The organism is Bacillus sp. FSL P2-0099, from assembly GCF_038007445.1.
In the GTDB taxonomy this organism is placed as follows: Bacteria; Bacillota; Bacilli; order Bacillales; family Bacillaceae_G; genus Bacillus_A; species Bacillus_A mycoides.
Genome location: NZ_JBBOXE010000001.1, coordinates 1,242,258 through 1,258,231 on the forward strand (window position 1 = coordinate 1,242,258; position 15,974 = coordinate 1,258,231).

General features: G+C 36.8%; 19 protein-coding genes and 1 pseudogene. 18 read left to right on the forward strand and 2 right to left on the reverse strand.

The annotated features are described in order from the left end of the window. Nucleotides 1-98 precede the first annotated feature (98 nt). Together odhB and odhA are read right to left on the reverse strand one after the other, a co-directional pair. Nucleotides 99-1,355 (reverse strand): 2-oxoglutarate dehydrogenase complex dihydrolipoyllysine-residue succinyltransferase, encoded by a 1,257-nt coding sequence (gene odhB / locus MKY90_RS06335; protein ID WP_002168867.1) that lies wholly within the window; start codon nucleotides 1,353-1,355, stop codon nucleotides 99-101. Nucleotides 1,356-1,484: 129 nt separating this feature from the next. Next, a complete protein-coding gene (odhA, locus tag MKY90_RS06340) occupies nucleotides 1,485-4,352 on the reverse strand; it encodes a 2-oxoglutarate dehydrogenase E1 component (protein WP_341090826.1) in 2,868 nt (955 codons plus the stop codon). An 826-nt stretch (nucleotides 4,353-5,178) separates the two neighbouring features. Here odhA and MKY90_RS06345 point away from each other — a divergent pair. The 18 genes and pseudogenes from MKY90_RS06345 (at nucleotide 5,179) to MKY90_RS06430 (ending at nucleotide 15,923) form a co-directional block, all read left to right on the forward strand. Continuing rightward, nucleotides 5,179-5,388, forward strand: a complete 210-nt coding sequence (locus tag MKY90_RS06345; RefSeq protein WP_050000091.1) for a helix-turn-helix transcriptional regulator — start codon at nucleotides 5,179-5,181, stop codon at nucleotides 5,386-5,388. A gap of 2 nt (nucleotides 5,389-5,390) precedes the next feature. Further along, nucleotides 5,391-5,768, forward strand: a complete 378-nt coding sequence (locus MKY90_RS06350) for a hypothetical protein (RefSeq protein ID WP_002117153.1) — start codon at nucleotides 5,391-5,393, stop codon at nucleotides 5,766-5,768. A 28-nt stretch (nucleotides 5,769-5,796) separates the two neighbouring features. Continuing rightward, the gene (locus MKY90_RS06355; RefSeq protein WP_002011459.1) at nucleotides 5,797-5,979 is read left to right on the forward strand and encodes a DUF3976 domain-containing protein; all 183 of its coding nucleotides are present in this window, start codon (nucleotides 5,797-5,799) and stop codon (nucleotides 5,977-5,979) included. 127 nt (nucleotides 5,980-6,106) lie between these two features. Next, nucleotides 6,107-6,469, forward strand: a pseudogene (locus MKY90_RS06360) (hypothetical protein). A gap of 257 nt (nucleotides 6,470-6,726) precedes the next feature. After that, a complete protein-coding gene (locus MKY90_RS06365) occupies nucleotides 6,727-6,897 on the forward strand; it encodes an SDR family oxidoreductase (protein ID WP_078184123.1) in 171 nt (56 codons plus the stop codon). Nucleotides 6,898-6,915: 18 nt separating this feature from the next. Further along, a complete protein-coding gene (locus MKY90_RS06370) occupies nucleotides 6,916-7,815 on the forward strand; it encodes an ABC transporter ATP-binding protein (protein ID WP_050000093.1) in 900 nt (299 codons plus the stop codon). After that, nucleotides 7,808-9,049, forward strand: a complete 1,242-nt coding sequence (locus MKY90_RS06375; RefSeq protein WP_098167287.1) for an ABC transporter permease — start codon at nucleotides 7,808-7,810, stop codon at nucleotides 9,047-9,049. Before MKY90_RS06370 ends, MKY90_RS06375 begins: the two co-directional genes overlap by 8 nt. Nucleotides 9,050-9,518: 469 nt before the next feature. Continuing rightward, the gene (locus MKY90_RS06380; RefSeq protein WP_341090831.1) at nucleotides 9,519-9,716 is read left to right on the forward strand and encodes a helix-turn-helix domain-containing protein; all 198 of its coding nucleotides are present in this window, start codon (nucleotides 9,519-9,521) and stop codon (nucleotides 9,714-9,716) included. 411 nt (nucleotides 9,717-10,127) lie between these two features. Continuing rightward, nucleotides 10,128-10,724, forward strand: coding sequence for a winged helix-turn-helix domain-containing protein (locus MKY90_RS06385; RefSeq protein ID WP_098167289.1), 597 nt, complete (start codon nucleotides 10,128-10,130; stop codon nucleotides 10,722-10,724). 23 nt (nucleotides 10,725-10,747) lie between these two features. Continuing rightward, nucleotides 10,748-11,413 (forward strand): Rha family transcriptional regulator, encoded by a 666-nt coding sequence (locus MKY90_RS06390; RefSeq protein ID WP_255256096.1) that lies wholly within the window; start codon nucleotides 10,748-10,750, stop codon nucleotides 11,411-11,413. Nucleotides 11,414-11,493: 80 nt separating this feature from the next. Further along, nucleotides 11,494-12,171: a hypothetical protein gene (locus MKY90_RS06395; protein WP_098167290.1), complete on the forward strand. Its 678-nt coding sequence runs from the start codon at nucleotides 11,494-11,496 to the stop codon at nucleotides 12,169-12,171. Between the two features lie 179 nt (nucleotides 12,172-12,350). Further along, nucleotides 12,351-12,731 (forward strand): hypothetical protein, encoded by a 381-nt coding sequence (locus tag MKY90_RS06400; protein WP_341090834.1) that lies wholly within the window; start codon nucleotides 12,351-12,353, stop codon nucleotides 12,729-12,731. 35 nt (nucleotides 12,732-12,766) lie between these two features. Continuing rightward, entirely contained in the window at nucleotides 12,767-13,066 is a 300-nt protein-coding gene (locus MKY90_RS06405) for a hypothetical protein (protein ID WP_341090836.1), read from the forward strand. Nucleotides 13,067-13,082: 16 nt separating this feature from the next. After that, on the forward strand, nucleotides 13,083-13,730 hold the full coding sequence (locus MKY90_RS06410) for an HGGxSTG domain-containing protein (RefSeq protein WP_341090838.1): 648 nt from the start codon (nucleotides 13,083-13,085) through the stop codon (nucleotides 13,728-13,730). Nucleotides 13,731-14,095: 365 nt separating this feature from the next. Then, nucleotides 14,096-14,374: a hypothetical protein gene (locus MKY90_RS06415; RefSeq protein ID WP_098167293.1), complete on the forward strand. Its 279-nt coding sequence runs from the start codon at nucleotides 14,096-14,098 to the stop codon at nucleotides 14,372-14,374. 213 nt (nucleotides 14,375-14,587) lie between these two features. After that, a complete protein-coding gene (locus MKY90_RS06420; RefSeq protein ID WP_341090840.1) occupies nucleotides 14,588-15,472 on the forward strand; it encodes a WXG100 family type VII secretion target in 885 nt (294 codons plus the stop codon). A gap of 4 nt (nucleotides 15,473-15,476) precedes the next feature. After that, nucleotides 15,477-15,668 (forward strand): hypothetical protein, encoded by a 192-nt coding sequence (locus MKY90_RS06425; RefSeq protein ID WP_098167295.1) that lies wholly within the window; start codon nucleotides 15,477-15,479, stop codon nucleotides 15,666-15,668. Nucleotides 15,669-15,674: 6 nt separating this feature from the next. Continuing rightward, complete coding sequence (locus MKY90_RS06430; protein WP_098167296.1) at nucleotides 15,675-15,923, forward strand: DUF4176 domain-containing protein; 249 nt, start codon at nucleotides 15,675-15,677, stop codon at nucleotides 15,921-15,923. The last annotated feature ends 51 nt before the right edge of the window (nucleotides 15,924-15,974 follow it).

Here is a 15,974-nt window from a genome sequence, read left to right on the forward strand (position 1 = left end):
CATTGTTAGTCTATGTAGTGTGATTTGTCCCGTATGAACATAATGAAAAAAGGCTGTAGAATGATTCATTCTACAGCCTTTAATAGATTAATAATCTATCAACCTTCTAATAATAATGATTTTGGATCTTCAAGCATATCTTTAACAGCAACAAGGAAGCTAACTGCTTCTTTACCATCAACAATACGGTGATCGTAAGATAGTGCAAGGTACATCATTGGACGGTTTTCCATACGCTCTGCATCAATTGCAACTGGACGTACTTGGATTTTATGCATCCCTAGAATACCTACTTGTGGACTATTTAGGATTGGTGTCGACATTAGAGAACCGAACACACCACCATTTGTAATTGTAAATGTACCACCTTGTAGCTCTTTTAATGAAAGTTTATTATCGCGTGCTTTCAGACCTAAATTACGAATCTCGCTTTCAATTTCAGCGAAGTTCAATTGGTTAGCATCGCGTACAACTGGAACAACTAATCCATCTGGAGCTGCTACTGCAATACCGATATCATAGAATTTTTTAATGATAAGCTCATCGCCTTGAATTTCAGCATTTAATAATGGGAACTGTTTTAATGCTGCAACAACTGCTTTTGTGAAGAATGACATAAAGCCAAGACGTACATCATGTTTTTTCTCGAAAGCATCTTTGCGTTCTTTACGTAATTCCATGATTGCACTCATATCAACTTCGTTAAATGTAGTTAACATTGCAGATGTTTGTTGAACTTCTACAAGACGTTTTGCAATTGTTTGACGGCGGCGGGACATTTTCACACGCTCAACTGGTTTTTCAAATTCAGTTTTTGCAACTGGAGCCGGACTTTGTTTTGGAGCAGCTGGTGCTTCTTTTGGCGCTGCAGCGTGAGCTTGTACATCATGTGGTCTCACACGTCCAAGTGGATCTGTGCTACGTACTTCGTTTAAATCGATTCCTAATTCACGAGCCATTTTGCGAGCAGCTGGTGATGCGATAGGACGATTTGTATTTGGTAAACCTTGCAACGCTTTATTTTGTTCAGCACTTGGAGCTGCTGCTTTCGGTGCTTCAGTAGTTTCTTGTTTTGGTTGCTCATTAGCCGGAGCAGGTGTGCTTACTTCAACCGCTGCGCCGTTTGCATCTAAAATTGCGATAGTAGCACCAACTTCAACTGTATCTCCAGGTTCGCCTAGTAACTTCGATACAATACCTGAATCCTCTGCAATGATTTCTACATTGACTTTGTCAGTCTCAAGCTCAACAACGCTGCCACCTTTCTCAACTTTGTCGCCTACGTTGATAAGCCATTGTGAAATAGTTCCTTCTGAAATAGATTCTGCAAGCTCAGGTACTTTAATTTCGATCATTTTAAATGTCCTCCCCTTATTTGCCTAACGGTGTGTTTTATCTTCTTTAATCTTCGGTAATCTCCATTTGTTAGCCTGGCTGTGGCAGACTATCTGCCACAGCCAAGCCTGAAAAACTCATTGTTACTTTCAGTTGCTGAAAACTTCAATTTCTTGTTTATCTTGACGGAAGTTGTACTTCACATCTAAAGCGTGTGCAACGATTAATTCTTGCTCAGCTTTGTGAGCGAATGGATCGCCACCAGATGGGCTAGAACGATCCGGGCGTCCAATGTAACCTGTTTTCACTTTATCCCCAGCTAGTTCGAACAGAATTGGAGCCATGTAATGCCATGCGCCCATATTACGAGGTTCTTCTTGAACCCAAATGATTTCTTCTAAGTTTTTAAAGCGTTTAATAATAGATTGAACTTTTTCAGCAGGGAATGGGTACAACTGCTCGATACGAACCATATGAACTTCATCTAGGCTGTACTCATGCTTACCACTTTCGATTTCTGCTGCTAAGTCAATTGCCATTTTACCTGTACTTAAAACAAGACGTTTTACTTTATTTGGTTTCGCACCAAGGTTTCCTTGTTCTAAAGCAGATTGGAAACGTCCTTCACTTAACTCACTACCTGTAGAAAGTGTAAGTGGGTGACGTAATAAGCTTTTCGGCGTCATAATTACTAATGGTCGAACAGCTTCTGTTCCTAAGATAGATGCTTGACGGCGCAAGATATGGAAGTATTGTGCCGCGCTCGTTAAGTTTGCAACTGTCCAGTTGTTCTCCGCAGCTAATTGTAAGAAACGTTCTGGACGTGCACTAGAGTGTTCTGGCCCTTGACCTTCATAACCGTGTGGTAATAGAAGAACTAAACCAGATTTTTGACCCCATTTTGCTCTTCCTGCTGAAACATATTGATCAAATAATGCTTGCGCAGTATTTGAGAAGTCACCGTATTGAGCTTCCCACATCACAAGAGTTTCTGGAGCAAATACGTTGTAACCATATTCGTAACCAACAACAGCAGCTTCTGATAACGGACTGTTATGAACAGAGAATGATGCGTTAATGTTCGGTAAACGGTGTAATGGTGAATATGTTTCGTTTGTATCAGTATCGTGTAATACGATATGACGGTGCGCGAATGTACCACGCTGTGAATCTTGACCAGTTAAACGAATTGGCGTACCTTCTTGTAAAATTGAAGCGAATGCTAACGATTCAGCAAGTGCCCATTCAATTTTACCGTTCTCTTCAAGAGCATCTTTACGGCGCTCAAGAATTTTCTTCACTTTTGGATATACGTTAAAGCCTTCAGGCCAAGATAATAGTCCTTCATTAATTGCACGAAGTGATTCAATTGAAACACCAGTGTCAATCGGTTGAATTCCTTTTGCAACAACCTCTGGAACTTTAACGTGAATTGTTGCAGCACTCGTATCAGCTGGTGGCACTTGTGCGTATTCAGCCTTTAATTCCTCTTGTATAAACTGAGTAATTGTTTCAACCTCATCTGCATTCAGAACGCCAGCAGATTGTAATTGATCTGCATAAATTGCTCTTACAGTTGGGTGATTTTTAATTTTTTTGTACACTTGTGGTTGCGTAACTGCTGGATCATCCATTTCGTTATGACCATATCGGCGGTAACCGATTAAATCGATTAAGAAGTCCTTTTTGAACAGCGTACGATATTGGATCGCAAGGTTTGCAGCAGCAAGACAAGCTTCCGGATCATCAGCATTCACGTGAACAATCGGAATATCGAAACCTTTTGCAAGGTCGCTTGAATATTTAGTAGAACGAGAATCATAGCTATCAGTCGTAAAGCCGACTGCATTATTTGCGATAACATGAATAGTTCCGCCAGTTTGGTATGCATTCAATCTACTTAAGTTGAGTGTCTCAGACACAACACCTTGACCAGGGAATGCAGCATCACCATGAACTAAAATTACGAATGATTTTGTAGTATCTTGTTCTGGAAGACCAGATTTTTTACGATTCTCTTGAGCTGCACGTGCGAAACCTTCAACAACAGGGTTAACGAACTCAAGATGACTCGGATTATTTGCTAATGTAACACGAGTGCTAACCTCTTCATTACCAACGACTTGTTCTCTACCTAAATGGTATTTCACGTCGCCAGTCCAGCCAGCATTTGCCACTGCACCTTCTATTTTTGCATGTTTGAATTCTGCAAACATGTGATTATATGGCTTTTCTAATACGTGAGCGAGTACGCTTAGACGACCACGGTGAGCCATACCAATCATGACATCTTCAACGCCGCCTTTAGCACCTTCTGAAACAATTTCATCTAGTACAGGTACAAGCATATCAACGCCCTCTATTGAGAAACGTTTTTGACCAACGAATGTTTTATGCAAGAATTGCTCGAAACCTTCAACAGCAGTTAAACGTTTTAAAAGAGCAGTTCGTTTTTTATTTGATAATGGTTGACGCAATGAATTTGATTCCACCATTTGATGCAACCACGCGCGTTCTTCACTATCTTGTATATGTGAGAATTCATAAGCTAAAGATTTTGTATAAACGTCTTTTAATCTATGAATTACATCAAGTGCAGTGTGAATACCCTCTGGTGCATCTTGCCATACTGTTTTTGCTGGAATCGCTTTCAAGTCAGCATCGCTCAGTTCGTTCATTGTTTTCTCGATAAGAGATTGTCCGTTTGCAGCATCTTCCATCGGATTAATGTGGGCCAATGTATGCCCGAAAGAACGAATCTGTTCAACAAGTTGAACGACTTTAAGAATCTTTTCAATGTTCCCTGTGTTTTGAGGAGAAAAATGTGTTGCTGTGTTGTCCCCTGTTACGACATCATCTTGAAACGAAGGAGCTCCAAAAATTTCAAAAAGCTCTTGTAATTCCGGATCAACAGAACCTGCTCCAGTTACGTAAAGATCATACTGCTCAATAACATAACCAAGGTTCGGACCATGGAACTTGGCCCAAGGGTTTGTCGTTGTATTCTTCCTCGTCATTTGTTTAAACCTCCCAATGCATATAATCCTTTTTCCATACAAAAAGGTGCATTTTGCTCTTTTCAATAATTGATGAACCAATAATCAATGTAAATGTTTTTCTTTACTCTTATGTTATTACAATAATTTACATAATACCAAACACTATTACTTATCTGTTTTGTAAAAAAACATTCACAATAACTTATCACCCAAGTTAATCTTTCATGTTATAAAGTAATTTCACGGGAAAACGGGGTGGATATATTTGGTATACCTACATTAATACCTATAATTGTTGCATTTAAATATAAGTATAACTATCAGAATGTTTCGATAAAATTTAGTTCGAATTATGTATATTGGAATAATAAGCGCTTTCATTGATATTATACAACAATATAACGGAATATAGTATAAAAAATAAAAAATTATGAATTTACCATAAACTTTATCTCGATAGTGTTAAATATCGAAAGGAAAATGAAGGATTTCTACAAAAAAAGTGGCTATACATAAAAAATGCTTCATAAACCGTTAGTTTCTATAAATATGGCGAAAAACAACGTAAAAACAATAGCGTATTTCACCCGATAAAGAGCAGAATGAAACATTTTAAAAGGATAAAACAAATATGGAGATATTAAATTTTCATAAAAACGGAGAGGAGATATAGTAACGGCTATATACATTGTTCCATGTTTCATTTCAAAATAGACGTGCTGAATTTGAAAAAGTTTCTTCTATATAAATAGAATGAAAAATAGACGAAATGAATGTAAAGGAAACTTGACGTAAAGTTTCCTTTACATATATACTCGGTATAAGGAAGGAGGGAGAAATTTCCTTGGAAAATAAAATGGTTGAATACCGAAAAAAATTTGGACTATCTCAAGAAAAATTTGCTGAGAAACTTGGAGTTTCCAGACAAACCATCATTTCAATTGAAAAGGGAAAATATGATCCATCACTTCCGTTAGCATTTGAAATAGCAAAAACATTTCAGACAACGATAGAACATGTATTTATTTATGAAGGAAAAGAAGGGGAGGAATAGAGATGAATTATTCACAAAAGTACTTTGTAATTATGGGAATTATCTTTTTAATTATGAGTGGAACTATGATATTAGCAGGTATAATGACACATTCCGCGCCGCCAATTCCAACCTATACAGTACTTGCAATGATGATCATGTGTTTTTGCCTAAGCTACTTGCACCCGCAATTTAAAGAAAAAGATGAGCGAATGAAACTCATTCGTTATAAAGGAATGTTCTTCAGTTTTTTTGCACTAACGGCATACTATCTTCTTTTCTCTATTGGCTTAAACTTAAAAGTAATTACGCTATCTGCGGTTGAACTATTGAATATATTAATGGCACTTACGATGAGTACAGTTTTTATATCGTTTGTTGTTTTATCGAAAAGATATTAAGATGTAAAAGAGAAAGGAAGATTAACATATGCAAATGATGTATGCTTTTGGCATGGGGCTTGTATTATTTTTAGCCGTATTCTTATTTATTCGTAAAGACGTTCAGGGCGGAACGTTAACGAAACGAGGATTTTATAAAATGATCGGCTGTTTAGTTGTTATGTTTATAGCGATTATCGTAATGATCGTTCTAATTAATAAAACATTATAGAATTTAAAAACGGAACCTTACTTTTGTAAGGTTTTTCTTTTTGAAAATAAAACTAAAAATTTCCATAAAATCCATTTACTATCTATACTGTATATTATATAATCCAATGAAATGATAGGTAAGGAGAATAGTATATGAAAAAAAGGCTATCTTCTTTATAGCAATATGTCTACTACTGATAGCTAGTATTACTTATATAATATGTAACAAACGAGAACAAGTGCCACCTATGTTAGTATGGGAGGATCAAGAATACTACGTTACGAATGAACCTGCCAAAGCAGAAGAAGTTGGGCAAAAGCTTGGCGAAGTGACAAAGAAAATTGAAGCAAGTAAAGCACCTACTAAAAATAGCTAAATACATTACAAGAAAAAACAAAAGTATTCACAATGATTGAAGAAAAAAGATGATCAATCACCTTTAATCATAAAGGAACCTTTTGGTGACGAATATAGAATCGTAAGAACGATGTTAAAACAAGTATTATAATATAAATGAAGAAACAAATTTTTAATAGAGAGTAGTGAGCGGTATGGGATGGAAAGCAGGAACTTTTGAAAAGATAGAAGCGAATGATTTATCTATTGAGCAGCTTAAATGTGCCTATAAGTTATTTTAAAGTACATAACGAAAATTTTTTCAAAGAAATACTTTATGAAAATATTAAAATATGCAAAATTGCATATTGGTTATTCTAAATCTTATGCTAACCTTATAATGAAAAATATAACATTTGTTGGTAATGAATGATTTTTGAAGGAAATAAGTTATTAAAAAAGATACCATATAGGAAAAATGTTGAAAATTCAGATTTTACAAATGTCATTTTATTTTTAATGTCTGATAAAAGAGATGTCATAAGAGGTCAAAATATTGTGGTTGACTGGATATACAATTGTATAAATAAATCATCTTGAGAATTAAGGGTGTGGATAATGAGTTTACTAATTAAAGATTTAATAAAGAAATTTGACGAACATGTTGCAGTTAATAATTTGAATATCGAGATACCAAAAGGTGAAATATTTGGATTCTTGGGCGGGAATGGAGCAGGTAAAACGACTACATTTCGAATGATACTTGGACTTTTATCGAAATCAAGCGGAACTATTTCATGGAATGGTAAACCTATAAATTATGATGTTACGGATAAGATTGGGTATTTACCAGAAGAACGTGGGCTTTATGCGAAAATGACTGTCAAAGAACAAGTTAACTTTTTTGCAAAACTAAAGAACATGAAAAGTAAAGATGCAGAAAAAGAACTTCACTATTGGCTGGAGCGTTTTAATATAACTGAGTATCTGAACAAAAAGGTAGGAGAACTTTCAAAAGGGAATCAGCAAAAAATTCAGCTGATAACAGCGATTATACATAAGCCTGAACTCTTAATTTTAGATGAACCATTTAGTGGTTTAGATCCAGTAAATGTTGAAATGTTAAAAGAAGCTGTTCTTGATATGCAAAAACAAGGGGCGTCGATTCTTTTTAGTTCACATCGAATGGAACATGTGGAAGAATTATGCCAACACATTTGTATCATGCACAAAGGAGTACCTGTTGTTCAAGGAGACATTGCCAAAATTAAAAGTGACTTTGGTAAAAAGAATGTTGTAATCGTTGGCGATCATGACTTTGACCATTTGAAAGAAATAAAAGGTGTAGAAAGTATGAAGAAACGTAAGAATGCAGTTACTCTTAAAATCTCATATGAAGAAGTTTCGCATGTTTTATTTAAAGAGATAACGAAATTAGGGTATGTTAAAAAGTTTGCAGTAGAAGAGCCTACATTAAATGATATCTTTATCGCGAAAGTAGGTGCGCAACATGAGTAGTTTCTGGACAATTTTTTTACAAAACTATAGATCTAAGGTGAAATCAAAATCATATTTTGCTATTACAATAATAATTTCTATGTTAATTATAGGATTGATGAATTTTGACAAGATTTATAACTATTTTGCAGGTAACGAGGACGATCAAGTTGTTGTTGTTACAGAAAAAGAAGAATTATATACAACTATTAATCAAGTGTTTAAAAATGTCGATAGTAAGATACATGTTAAGCGTAGTACGGATAAACCAAAAGCAGAATCAGGTGTTAAAAATGGTGATTATACATATGCAATCGTTGTAGAGGAATTGGATAATAAACAACTAAAGGCTACGTATATAACTGAGACAGATGTAAATCAGCAAGATGTTAGCAAGGTTCAAACTATTTTATCTCAAATACAATCTTCTAATTTCGCTCAGCAATTGAATCTATCGCAAGATGAATTAAAGGTGTTAACAATGCCAGTAGAAATACAAACCAAAACTGTTTCAGATAAGGTTAAAGATGGAGAACATACAGAGGGTGTAGGAATTTTAATTAATACCTTTATCATGCTAAATTATGTAATGATATTAATGTATGCTGCACAATTAGCTACAGATGTTGCAACAGAAAAATCTTCTCGTGTAATGGAGTTAGTTGTTTCAAGTATTTCGCCTACAAAACATTTATATGCGAAGCTCTTCTCAACATTATTGGCAGGTATTACACAAATAATAATTTGGGGCTTGGTCGCAACTGTAGGGTATAAAACAGCAATTAATGAATCGAAAAATGATATTTTAAATAGTATTGATTTAAATTCTGTTGCTCCTACTCTAGTAGTGTATGGGATTCTATTCTTCACATTAGGATTCTTATTATATGGCTCATTATCTTGTCTACTCGGCTCTGTTATTAGTCGTATAGAGGAATCTTCTCAAGCTGTTATGCCACTGATGTTTATGTTAATTGCTGCTTTGTATATCGCACTTTATGGAATGTCAAATCCAAGCAGCACGGTTGTTACCATTACTAGCTATATACCTTTCTTTACTCCTATTGTTATGCTCGTACGAATTGGATTCCTCAATATCCCAGTATGGGAGATTGCGCTCACATTAGCGATTCTATTAGTAACAATATGTATGATGATTGGTTTAACGAGCCGTGTTTACCGCGGTGGTGTATTATTATATGGTAAAGGTGCATTCAGTAATATAAAAAAGGCAATCAAGTTAGGGAAGAAATAAGATTAGCCCATTCATTTTACAACAACAAAGAACTACATGGTTAATCTATGTAGTTCTTTGTTGTTGTAAAATGCATATAAATAAATATAAAAGAATGTGTTGTCAATTTAGAAAGCGTTGATAATTTAAAAAACCTTATGTTGCAAACGATAGAAAAAGAAGAAGTAGGATCATAAACACATATGCACCATTAGGTAAATACGTGGAATTTATAAAATAGGTAGGGACTGTTTCGTTCCCTACCTATCTATTTCTGAATATTAATATTCAATTTTATATATAAAAAATAAGCTCCGAAAAGCTTATTTTTTCATGATTATTCATTAACAACTCTCCAGTTGTATATAGCTAGTTCGGCTTGTCACCGGGCTGGCTCCCTTTTTACGCAAAGGGTATCTGGAGGAATATTATAACCAAGACAGCTACAAAGAATCACCACATATAAAATAACCTATGAGGAGGAAAAGAAATGGAACACTATGTTGACTTAGAAGGTTTACTACAGAAGCACCGAATTACATTAGCTGATCTATCGAGGCGAACAGGGATTGAACGTCCTAACCTAACTCGTATCAAGAGAAACCAAACAGCTACTCTAGGTAGTATCAGTCGAATTGCTCAAGCGCTTAACATTAAGGAGATTAACGAGATAGTAAAAGTTCGATAGTAACAAAGGGAGCTAGACGGACGAAGCCAAGGAGAGGATGACTAATGAAGTACAAACTAAAAATGATGAAACTCAAACAAGGGTATCGCTTAACCGAACTAGCTTATGAGTCCAAACTCAGAGATCTACGAGTAGACATTCACTTAAAGAATGAATTTAGGGAGGTAGCTAAATGAAGCGATACTACTTATACACTGTAAAGATGAAGTTTATAGGTACTCGTACAGTTCTTAAAAGGTATCACCTAGCTCAGGTGACCGAGGGAAAACAGGATAAGCATTCAAACCTAATAGACAAGACCTATGCTGATTTATACAACACGAGGACGACGCAACTCGTTAGCATTCTCTGTGAAGAGATCACTGAGGGGAAATACAATAGGTTAAAAATACAATATGAGGAGGCAAACTAATGGATAACACTTGGGGAACTTACTTGCAATGGAGAACGAATCAGGGCTACACGGGTATTTCTACTGAGGATGAGTACAACGAGTTTTTAATTCAAGTAGGTAAACAAGTTGAGGCAGACAAGCTTACAAAGGAAGAAGCTCAAGAGTTAGAAAGACAGTTTGCTGACTCGATGGTAAAAGACAAAGTGGCTCAAACTTTTGAGGCTATCCGCTCACTAGTCACTGTAGGAACAACTATTACGTATGACGATTTAGCGCAGCTAACTGGGTTATCCTTGAGAACGGTAAAGCGCCACGTAGAGGAGCTACAAGAGAAAGGATACTTGCATATCACACGAGGTATTCATGCTAACACGTATTACTACGGAGTGGATATGAGAGACACTAACAAAAAGAAAAGCATTCACTTTGTAGATACTTTTGAGTGGGCTAACGGTATTGAGGATATCACTGGAGAGGTTACTATCAAGGATGGCATTGGTGAGATCCACGTAACGATGTATAACATTGAGGGGATGCTGGAGAGAACTTCTCAGTTTATGAGAGAGGTAGGATGTCTTTATCGATATTGTTATACTACGAAAAAGGTAAGCTAGTAAACAACTAAAAGGTAAACTTCATTGATAGCTTAGAGGTCGCAAACATGACAGGTAAACGACACGATCACCTACTAAGAGATATCGACAACTACATGGATATATTTTTAACCAACCCAAATTTGGGGGCGTTAGATTATTTCCAGAAAGCAACTTACTTAGATCTCAAAGGTGAACCAAGAAGGAAGTATTTTCTTACTCGTAAGGGTTGCGAATTAGTGGCTAACAAGATGACCGGCGAGAAAGGAATCCTCTTCACAGTAGCCTATATTGACAAGTTCCACGAGATGGAAAAGGCTATTCAGCAACCAGCTCTACCGACTACCTACAAAGAAGCGCTACTTCAGTTAGTCGAGCAGGTGGAAGCTAACGAGCAGATGCAAGCACAGTTAATCGAGCAAGCGCCTAAGATAGCCTACCATGACAGAGTGTTAGACATTGAAGGATTTGTTACTATCGAGCAGACAGCTAAACAGCTTGGACTTAGATCAGCTATCCAATTGAATCAACTACTCAAGGACAAGAAAGTAATCTACATGAGTAAGAAAGGCTGCTGGTTAAACACTGCAAATTATACCTACCTCAACAAAGGATACATTAACTACAAGCCACTCCAAGGTGGAAAAGTTCAAATGCTAGTGAGCCAGAAAGGTATTGAAGAGTTCGCTAGATTGCTAAACCTGATTTAATCCCCTACCCAAGTTCCACACAGGCTACCCCTTAGCCGACTCAATATAAACTAAACCCAAACCAAAGGAGAATGATGACAATGATGAACTCAATTAAAAACTTATTCGCTATGAACACAAAGGTGAAAACAGAGGAGCAAGCTACAAAGGAGATCGACAAGTTACAAACTCAAGAGAATGACCTACAGAGCCAGCTGGATCAGGCAACTACAGAACACTCAAAGGTATCAGCTGCATTAGACATTATCTCCGCTAGCCTAATAATTGATGAGAACGACAAACAAGCTTTAACTACTAAGAAGAAAGCTGAGGTTAAGCTAGAAGCATTAGCTAAACAGATTGAGACTACACAGGTAAAGCTATCAGAGGTAGCTGAGAAGAAACAAGCTGCTGTACAAGAGTTATATCGCTCTCGTGGAGAGGTAGCTCGTAAGCACAATCAAAAGGTTCGACGGGATATGGTTATCGCTAGCAGATTCAACCGAGCATTCGGTATAGAGGATGTCTTCCAGTTAAACACTCAACATGACCAAAGTATCGACTTAGGAGTTGAATATGGATTAGGTGCTATTGATAGCCTTGACTCTAATAGTGAAGATTGGAAGTTCATCGTACAGTTAAGCAATGAAGATACTGCTGAAGGTGATCGCCAAGCAGATGTAATCGCTAGAGATTTAGAAGAAGCTATCAAAGGTGTATTTGAGAAACACAACGTAGAGTTACAGGAGCAAACGTTAGTTAACCTATCTCGTATCTAAGTGAGGCAAGATAATTATATAGAGTTGGATGCTGGGTAACTACTTGCTGAAGTCCTACGAGGCGGAGAGTAGTTACTCGGTAGATTGACTCCACTAAAGGAACAAAGAGTGTGACTAGGAGGCTTTAGCTATGCTAAGGTCTTCTTTCTCATATAAATTAATCTAAGGAGGTAGATAATATGTTTAAGCAATTTAAAGAGTCAGGACAATTGATAGACAACTTCTCGGTAAGCAACTCAGATGGCGACCTAATCAAGGATGCTGAGTTGTTCTCAGTAGGTGTACACCGAGGTAAACCCTACACAGTAAGTGACCTACATGCTTTAGCTAACTCATTTAACGCTGAGGAGAATGTTCCTTTGCAGCTAGACCACAGTACCAGTGTTCGCGATACCGCTGGTTTTCTCCAAAGCGTATCTGTAGTAGGTAACAAACTGATGGGTAAAATCAGGGTAGTTGACGAGGCTATCAAGAAGAAGGTGGCTAATAAGACCGCTAAAAAATTAGTATTTCATTCTACACAGACAATCAAGGTAAGCCTACAAAAATTCGAGAGGTGAGCCTAGTAGCATTCCCTCAGGTGAGAACAGCTCAAATGTTTAGTGAGCAACCCCAACTAAATGAACGCCAGCAAGAACTATACGAGAAAGCAAAAGAGTTCCAGCTCCAAATGAGATTTAGAGAGTTACAAGCTCAAGTAGAAAAGAACAAACTCAAGTTAGAACAAGCAAAGCAGGAGCTGGTTCAAGAGAAAGCTCAGGCACAAGCCTTTAGAGAAGCTCGAGAGGAAGCTGAGTATCAAACTTACATGGCTAAACTTAGAGGAGAATACACACACAACTTTACTGCCGAGGAAGAAGCACAATATAAGGCTTACCTAGACAGTTTTAAATAAGGAGGTAGACAATACGGTGACTAGACCTAACCCCCTACCAGATGGACTAAGAGAATATATTAACAACGTAGCTGACAGGCTCCAGAGTGGCGACCTCAAAAGGGAATCTGATGAGACGGTAACCATAAAGGAGAAGCTACAGAAAGAAGAAAGTATCTGTGGAGCTATCATGAAGAGTGGAAAAGTATGCACCAAGAAGCCGACTAATGAGAAGAATCTTCGTTGTAATTGGCATGGTGGTAAAAGCACAGGAGCTAAAACCGAGGAGGGAAAGAAAGTGAGAGATGCAAACTTAAAGAAGGGACACGAAAAGACGATCCATGGGATTTACTCCCGCAATTTCCTTGAGGAGTGGACTTTAGAGGAGCAAGCCTTCTACGATAATACTTGGAGTTACTACAAGGAAAACTATGACTTGGAGCCGCTAGATGAGGTAGCACTAGATCGCTTCCTCATAAATTCAATTAAGGCTATGCGAGTTGACTCTGTAGGTATGAACTACGCAACCAACTTAAAGGTTAGCCTAGTAGATTTTGAAGGAAAAGCAATCCGTCAGGCTGAGACTCTAGGGCTTAACCGTAAGTACCGTAAGAGTCGTGACAATTCGGATAACCCTAGTGGGGTAGATCTAACAGTATTATTCGATGGAATGGACGGTAATTAAATAAAAAACTTATGAGAACGATAACCACCTAGTTACTAACGAGCTAGGTTTATTTGTCGTTCTCATAGGTCACATACAAGGGTGGTGATTACAATTGACGCCGATGATCGAGCCTCAGCCACGTGTAGACACACCTCGTCAGAAGCTAAGAAGATGGCAGCAATCATAGGAGTCCCAGGAGGCGGCTAGAACCATTTTAGTATCGTTCTATAGAGATACTATGCAGAAAACAGTTGATAAGCACACCTCAGGGGGCAAAGTGCTAGATGTAACTGTTAAGAGTATTAGTGAGCTGGAATATAAAAGAGAAGCCTTTAAGCCGCACAACAAAATAAAAGAGATGAACAGAAAGAGAGGAAACTAATATGAACAAATATATTAAAGTAGCTGTTGCTTATAAGTTTAAACCTGAGGGGGAAATGTACAAACAGGCACACTATAGAGAGGTAACACCTGAGGAACATTTCCGCACAGTTAAGATTGATACGTTCCACATGTTTAGTAACCTGTTTGATAAGTTAGTCTACCTCGAGGGGGTTAACGTTACTGAGGTAAGTGAGCTGGAATACCGAGCAGGTAGAGCTGAGGAGGATGCTGAATTGAGATTTCTCCAGCAGATAACACTAGATGGTCGTGTCTCGTGAGTAGAACGATTAATTCAACCTTATTCATGTGGCTGTTAGTATATGATAGTTATTCGTGAGGTAGTAATCCTAAGTTACCTCTTTAGTTTTACCTAGAAAGATAAGTCTTGGAGTAGATAGTTTTTGGATTATTAAGAGTATAAAAAATATTATTCTGTAAAATTAATTTTCTGTGGTAAAATATTCTATATAAATATTTAAAGGGGAATGGCTATGGGGGATATAAAAGTTACTCCTGAACAGTTGAGAAAAGTGGCAGGGACTATTAGATCAACTATCACGAATGCAACTGTAACACAGGAGCGACTAAAAAGAGATATTGATATGATTTCTAGTAATTGGTTAGGCTCAACTTATATGAAATTTAATATGGATTTCCGGGATTCATCTTTTAAGATGGCGCAATTTATAACTATATTAGAACCTCTTGAGAAGTTTCTTCTTGATTCTGCTAATAAATTCGAACAGGTAGATAATATGGATGTTGCTATTGTGATGGCTTCCACCATTTTAACAGGGAAACCTTTTAAAGGGGATTATGAAACTTTCGTAGGAAAAACAGATTTTTCTACAGATGGTAAGTTAATGATTAAGGGAGAAGGAAGTATATTTAAAGGGGAATTTGAACTTGCTGAAGGAACTAATTACGGCATTAAAGCAGGAAATGGACTTTTTGAAGGAAATATACCATATACATTTAAAACCATTTCTGAAGATATAGTTCAAGGAAACCTTATAGGAGCGAAGTTTGAGGCGAATGCTTTAGACCACTCTTCCTCTAAAAAACTTCCCTTTGCAGAGGATTTAACAGTTACACAAAAGTTCTTAAATGGATCTTATGTATTCGGAATAGATCAATATACTTTTAAAAATGATTATGAATTAACAGCACATAAGTATGAAGTAGTTCTTAATAAAATTGAGATTCCGGATTATATCCCTTTCTTAGGTGACTATGATATTACACTAAAAGGTGAATATGGGTTTGGATATGGTTACAAAGTCCATTTAGGACAAGAGACTGGGGGGTATGCGACAGCACCTAATGGTCATGGAGGAGGATTCTTTTTTAAACTTGATAAAGACAAAAAGGAGTAAAAGTATGTTCAGACAAGGACGGTTTATGATTATTATTGGTACTATGGTACTTGTTATTGCAGGGTGGTTTTTCCCATTTAATTTATGGCAGAAATTATTTTTCAGTATTGCTATGATTGGCATTGGGATGTTGGCATATGGAAGTTCAATATTATTTGACCGTTTAGCTAAAAAATTTACAAATAGAGGAGAATAAATACCTATGAAACTATTTCCAATTGGAACAGTAGTTAAACTAGAAGAGGTAGAACCAATTATTATGATTATTGGAAGAATGGTTGTATCAGCAGATAAACGTGATTTTGATTATATAGGCGTACCTTACCCAGTTGGCTATTTAGGTGAGGAAAAAGTATTATGCTTTAATCACGATAAGATTGTGGAAGAAATGCATAGAGGGTATATGACTGAGAGTGAATTAGTTCTACGTGAGAAATTAGTAAAAATATAAAAGAAGAGATTAATACAGAGTTGGTAGGAGCAGGGAGAAATCCTTGCTTTA

Bases quoted from the DNA above. Each gene is read 5' to 3' on its own strand.
- MKY90_RS06425 (WP_098167295.1), top strand. From the start codon at position 15,477: ATGTTCAGACAAGGACGGTTTATGATTATTATTGGTACTATGGTACTT.
- MKY90_RS06405 (WP_341090836.1), top strand. From the start codon at position 12,767: ATGTTTAGTGAGCAACCCCAACTAAATGAACGCCAGCAAGAACTATAC.
- MKY90_RS06380 (WP_341090831.1), top strand. From the start codon at position 9,519: ATGGAACACTATGTTGACTTAGAAGGTTTACTACAGAAGCACCGAATT.
- MKY90_RS06355 (WP_002011459.1), top strand. From the start codon at position 5,797: ATGCAAATGATGTATGCTTTTGGCATGGGGCTTGTATTATTTTTAGCC.
- MKY90_RS06370 (WP_050000093.1), top strand. From the start codon at position 6,916: ATGAGTTTACTAATTAAAGATTTAATAAAGAAATTTGACGAACATGTT.
- MKY90_RS06415 (WP_098167293.1), top strand. From the start codon at position 14,096: ATGAACAAATATATTAAAGTAGCTGTTGCTTATAAGTTTAAACCTGAG.
- MKY90_RS06375 (WP_098167287.1), top strand. From the start codon at position 7,808: ATGAGTAGTTTCTGGACAATTTTTTTACAAAACTATAGATCTAAGGTG.
- MKY90_RS06395 (WP_098167290.1), top strand. From the start codon at position 11,494: ATGATGAACTCAATTAAAAACTTATTCGCTATGAACACAAAGGTGAAA.
- MKY90_RS06420 (WP_341090840.1), top strand. From the start codon at position 14,588: ATGGGGGATATAAAAGTTACTCCTGAACAGTTGAGAAAAGTGGCAGGG.
- MKY90_RS06365 (WP_078184123.1), top strand. From the start codon at position 6,727: ATGATTTTTGAAGGAAATAAGTTATTAAAAAAGATACCATATAGGAAA.
- MKY90_RS06430 (WP_098167296.1), top strand. From the start codon at position 15,675: ATGAAACTATTTCCAATTGGAACAGTAGTTAAACTAGAAGAGGTAGAA.
- odhA (WP_341090826.1), bottom strand. From the start codon at position 4,352: ATGACGAGGAAGAATACAACGACAAACCCTTGGGCCAAGTTCCATGGT.
- MKY90_RS06400 (WP_341090834.1), top strand. From the start codon at position 12,351: ATGTTTAAGCAATTTAAAGAGTCAGGACAATTGATAGACAACTTCTCG.
- MKY90_RS06385 (WP_098167289.1), top strand. From the start codon at position 10,128: ATGGATAACACTTGGGGAACTTACTTGCAATGGAGAACGAATCAGGGC.
- MKY90_RS06350 (WP_002117153.1), top strand. From the start codon at position 5,391: ATGAATTATTCACAAAAGTACTTTGTAATTATGGGAATTATCTTTTTA.
- odhB (WP_002168867.1), bottom strand. From the start codon at position 1,355: ATGATCGAAATTAAAGTACCTGAGCTTGCAGAATCTATTTCAGAAGGA.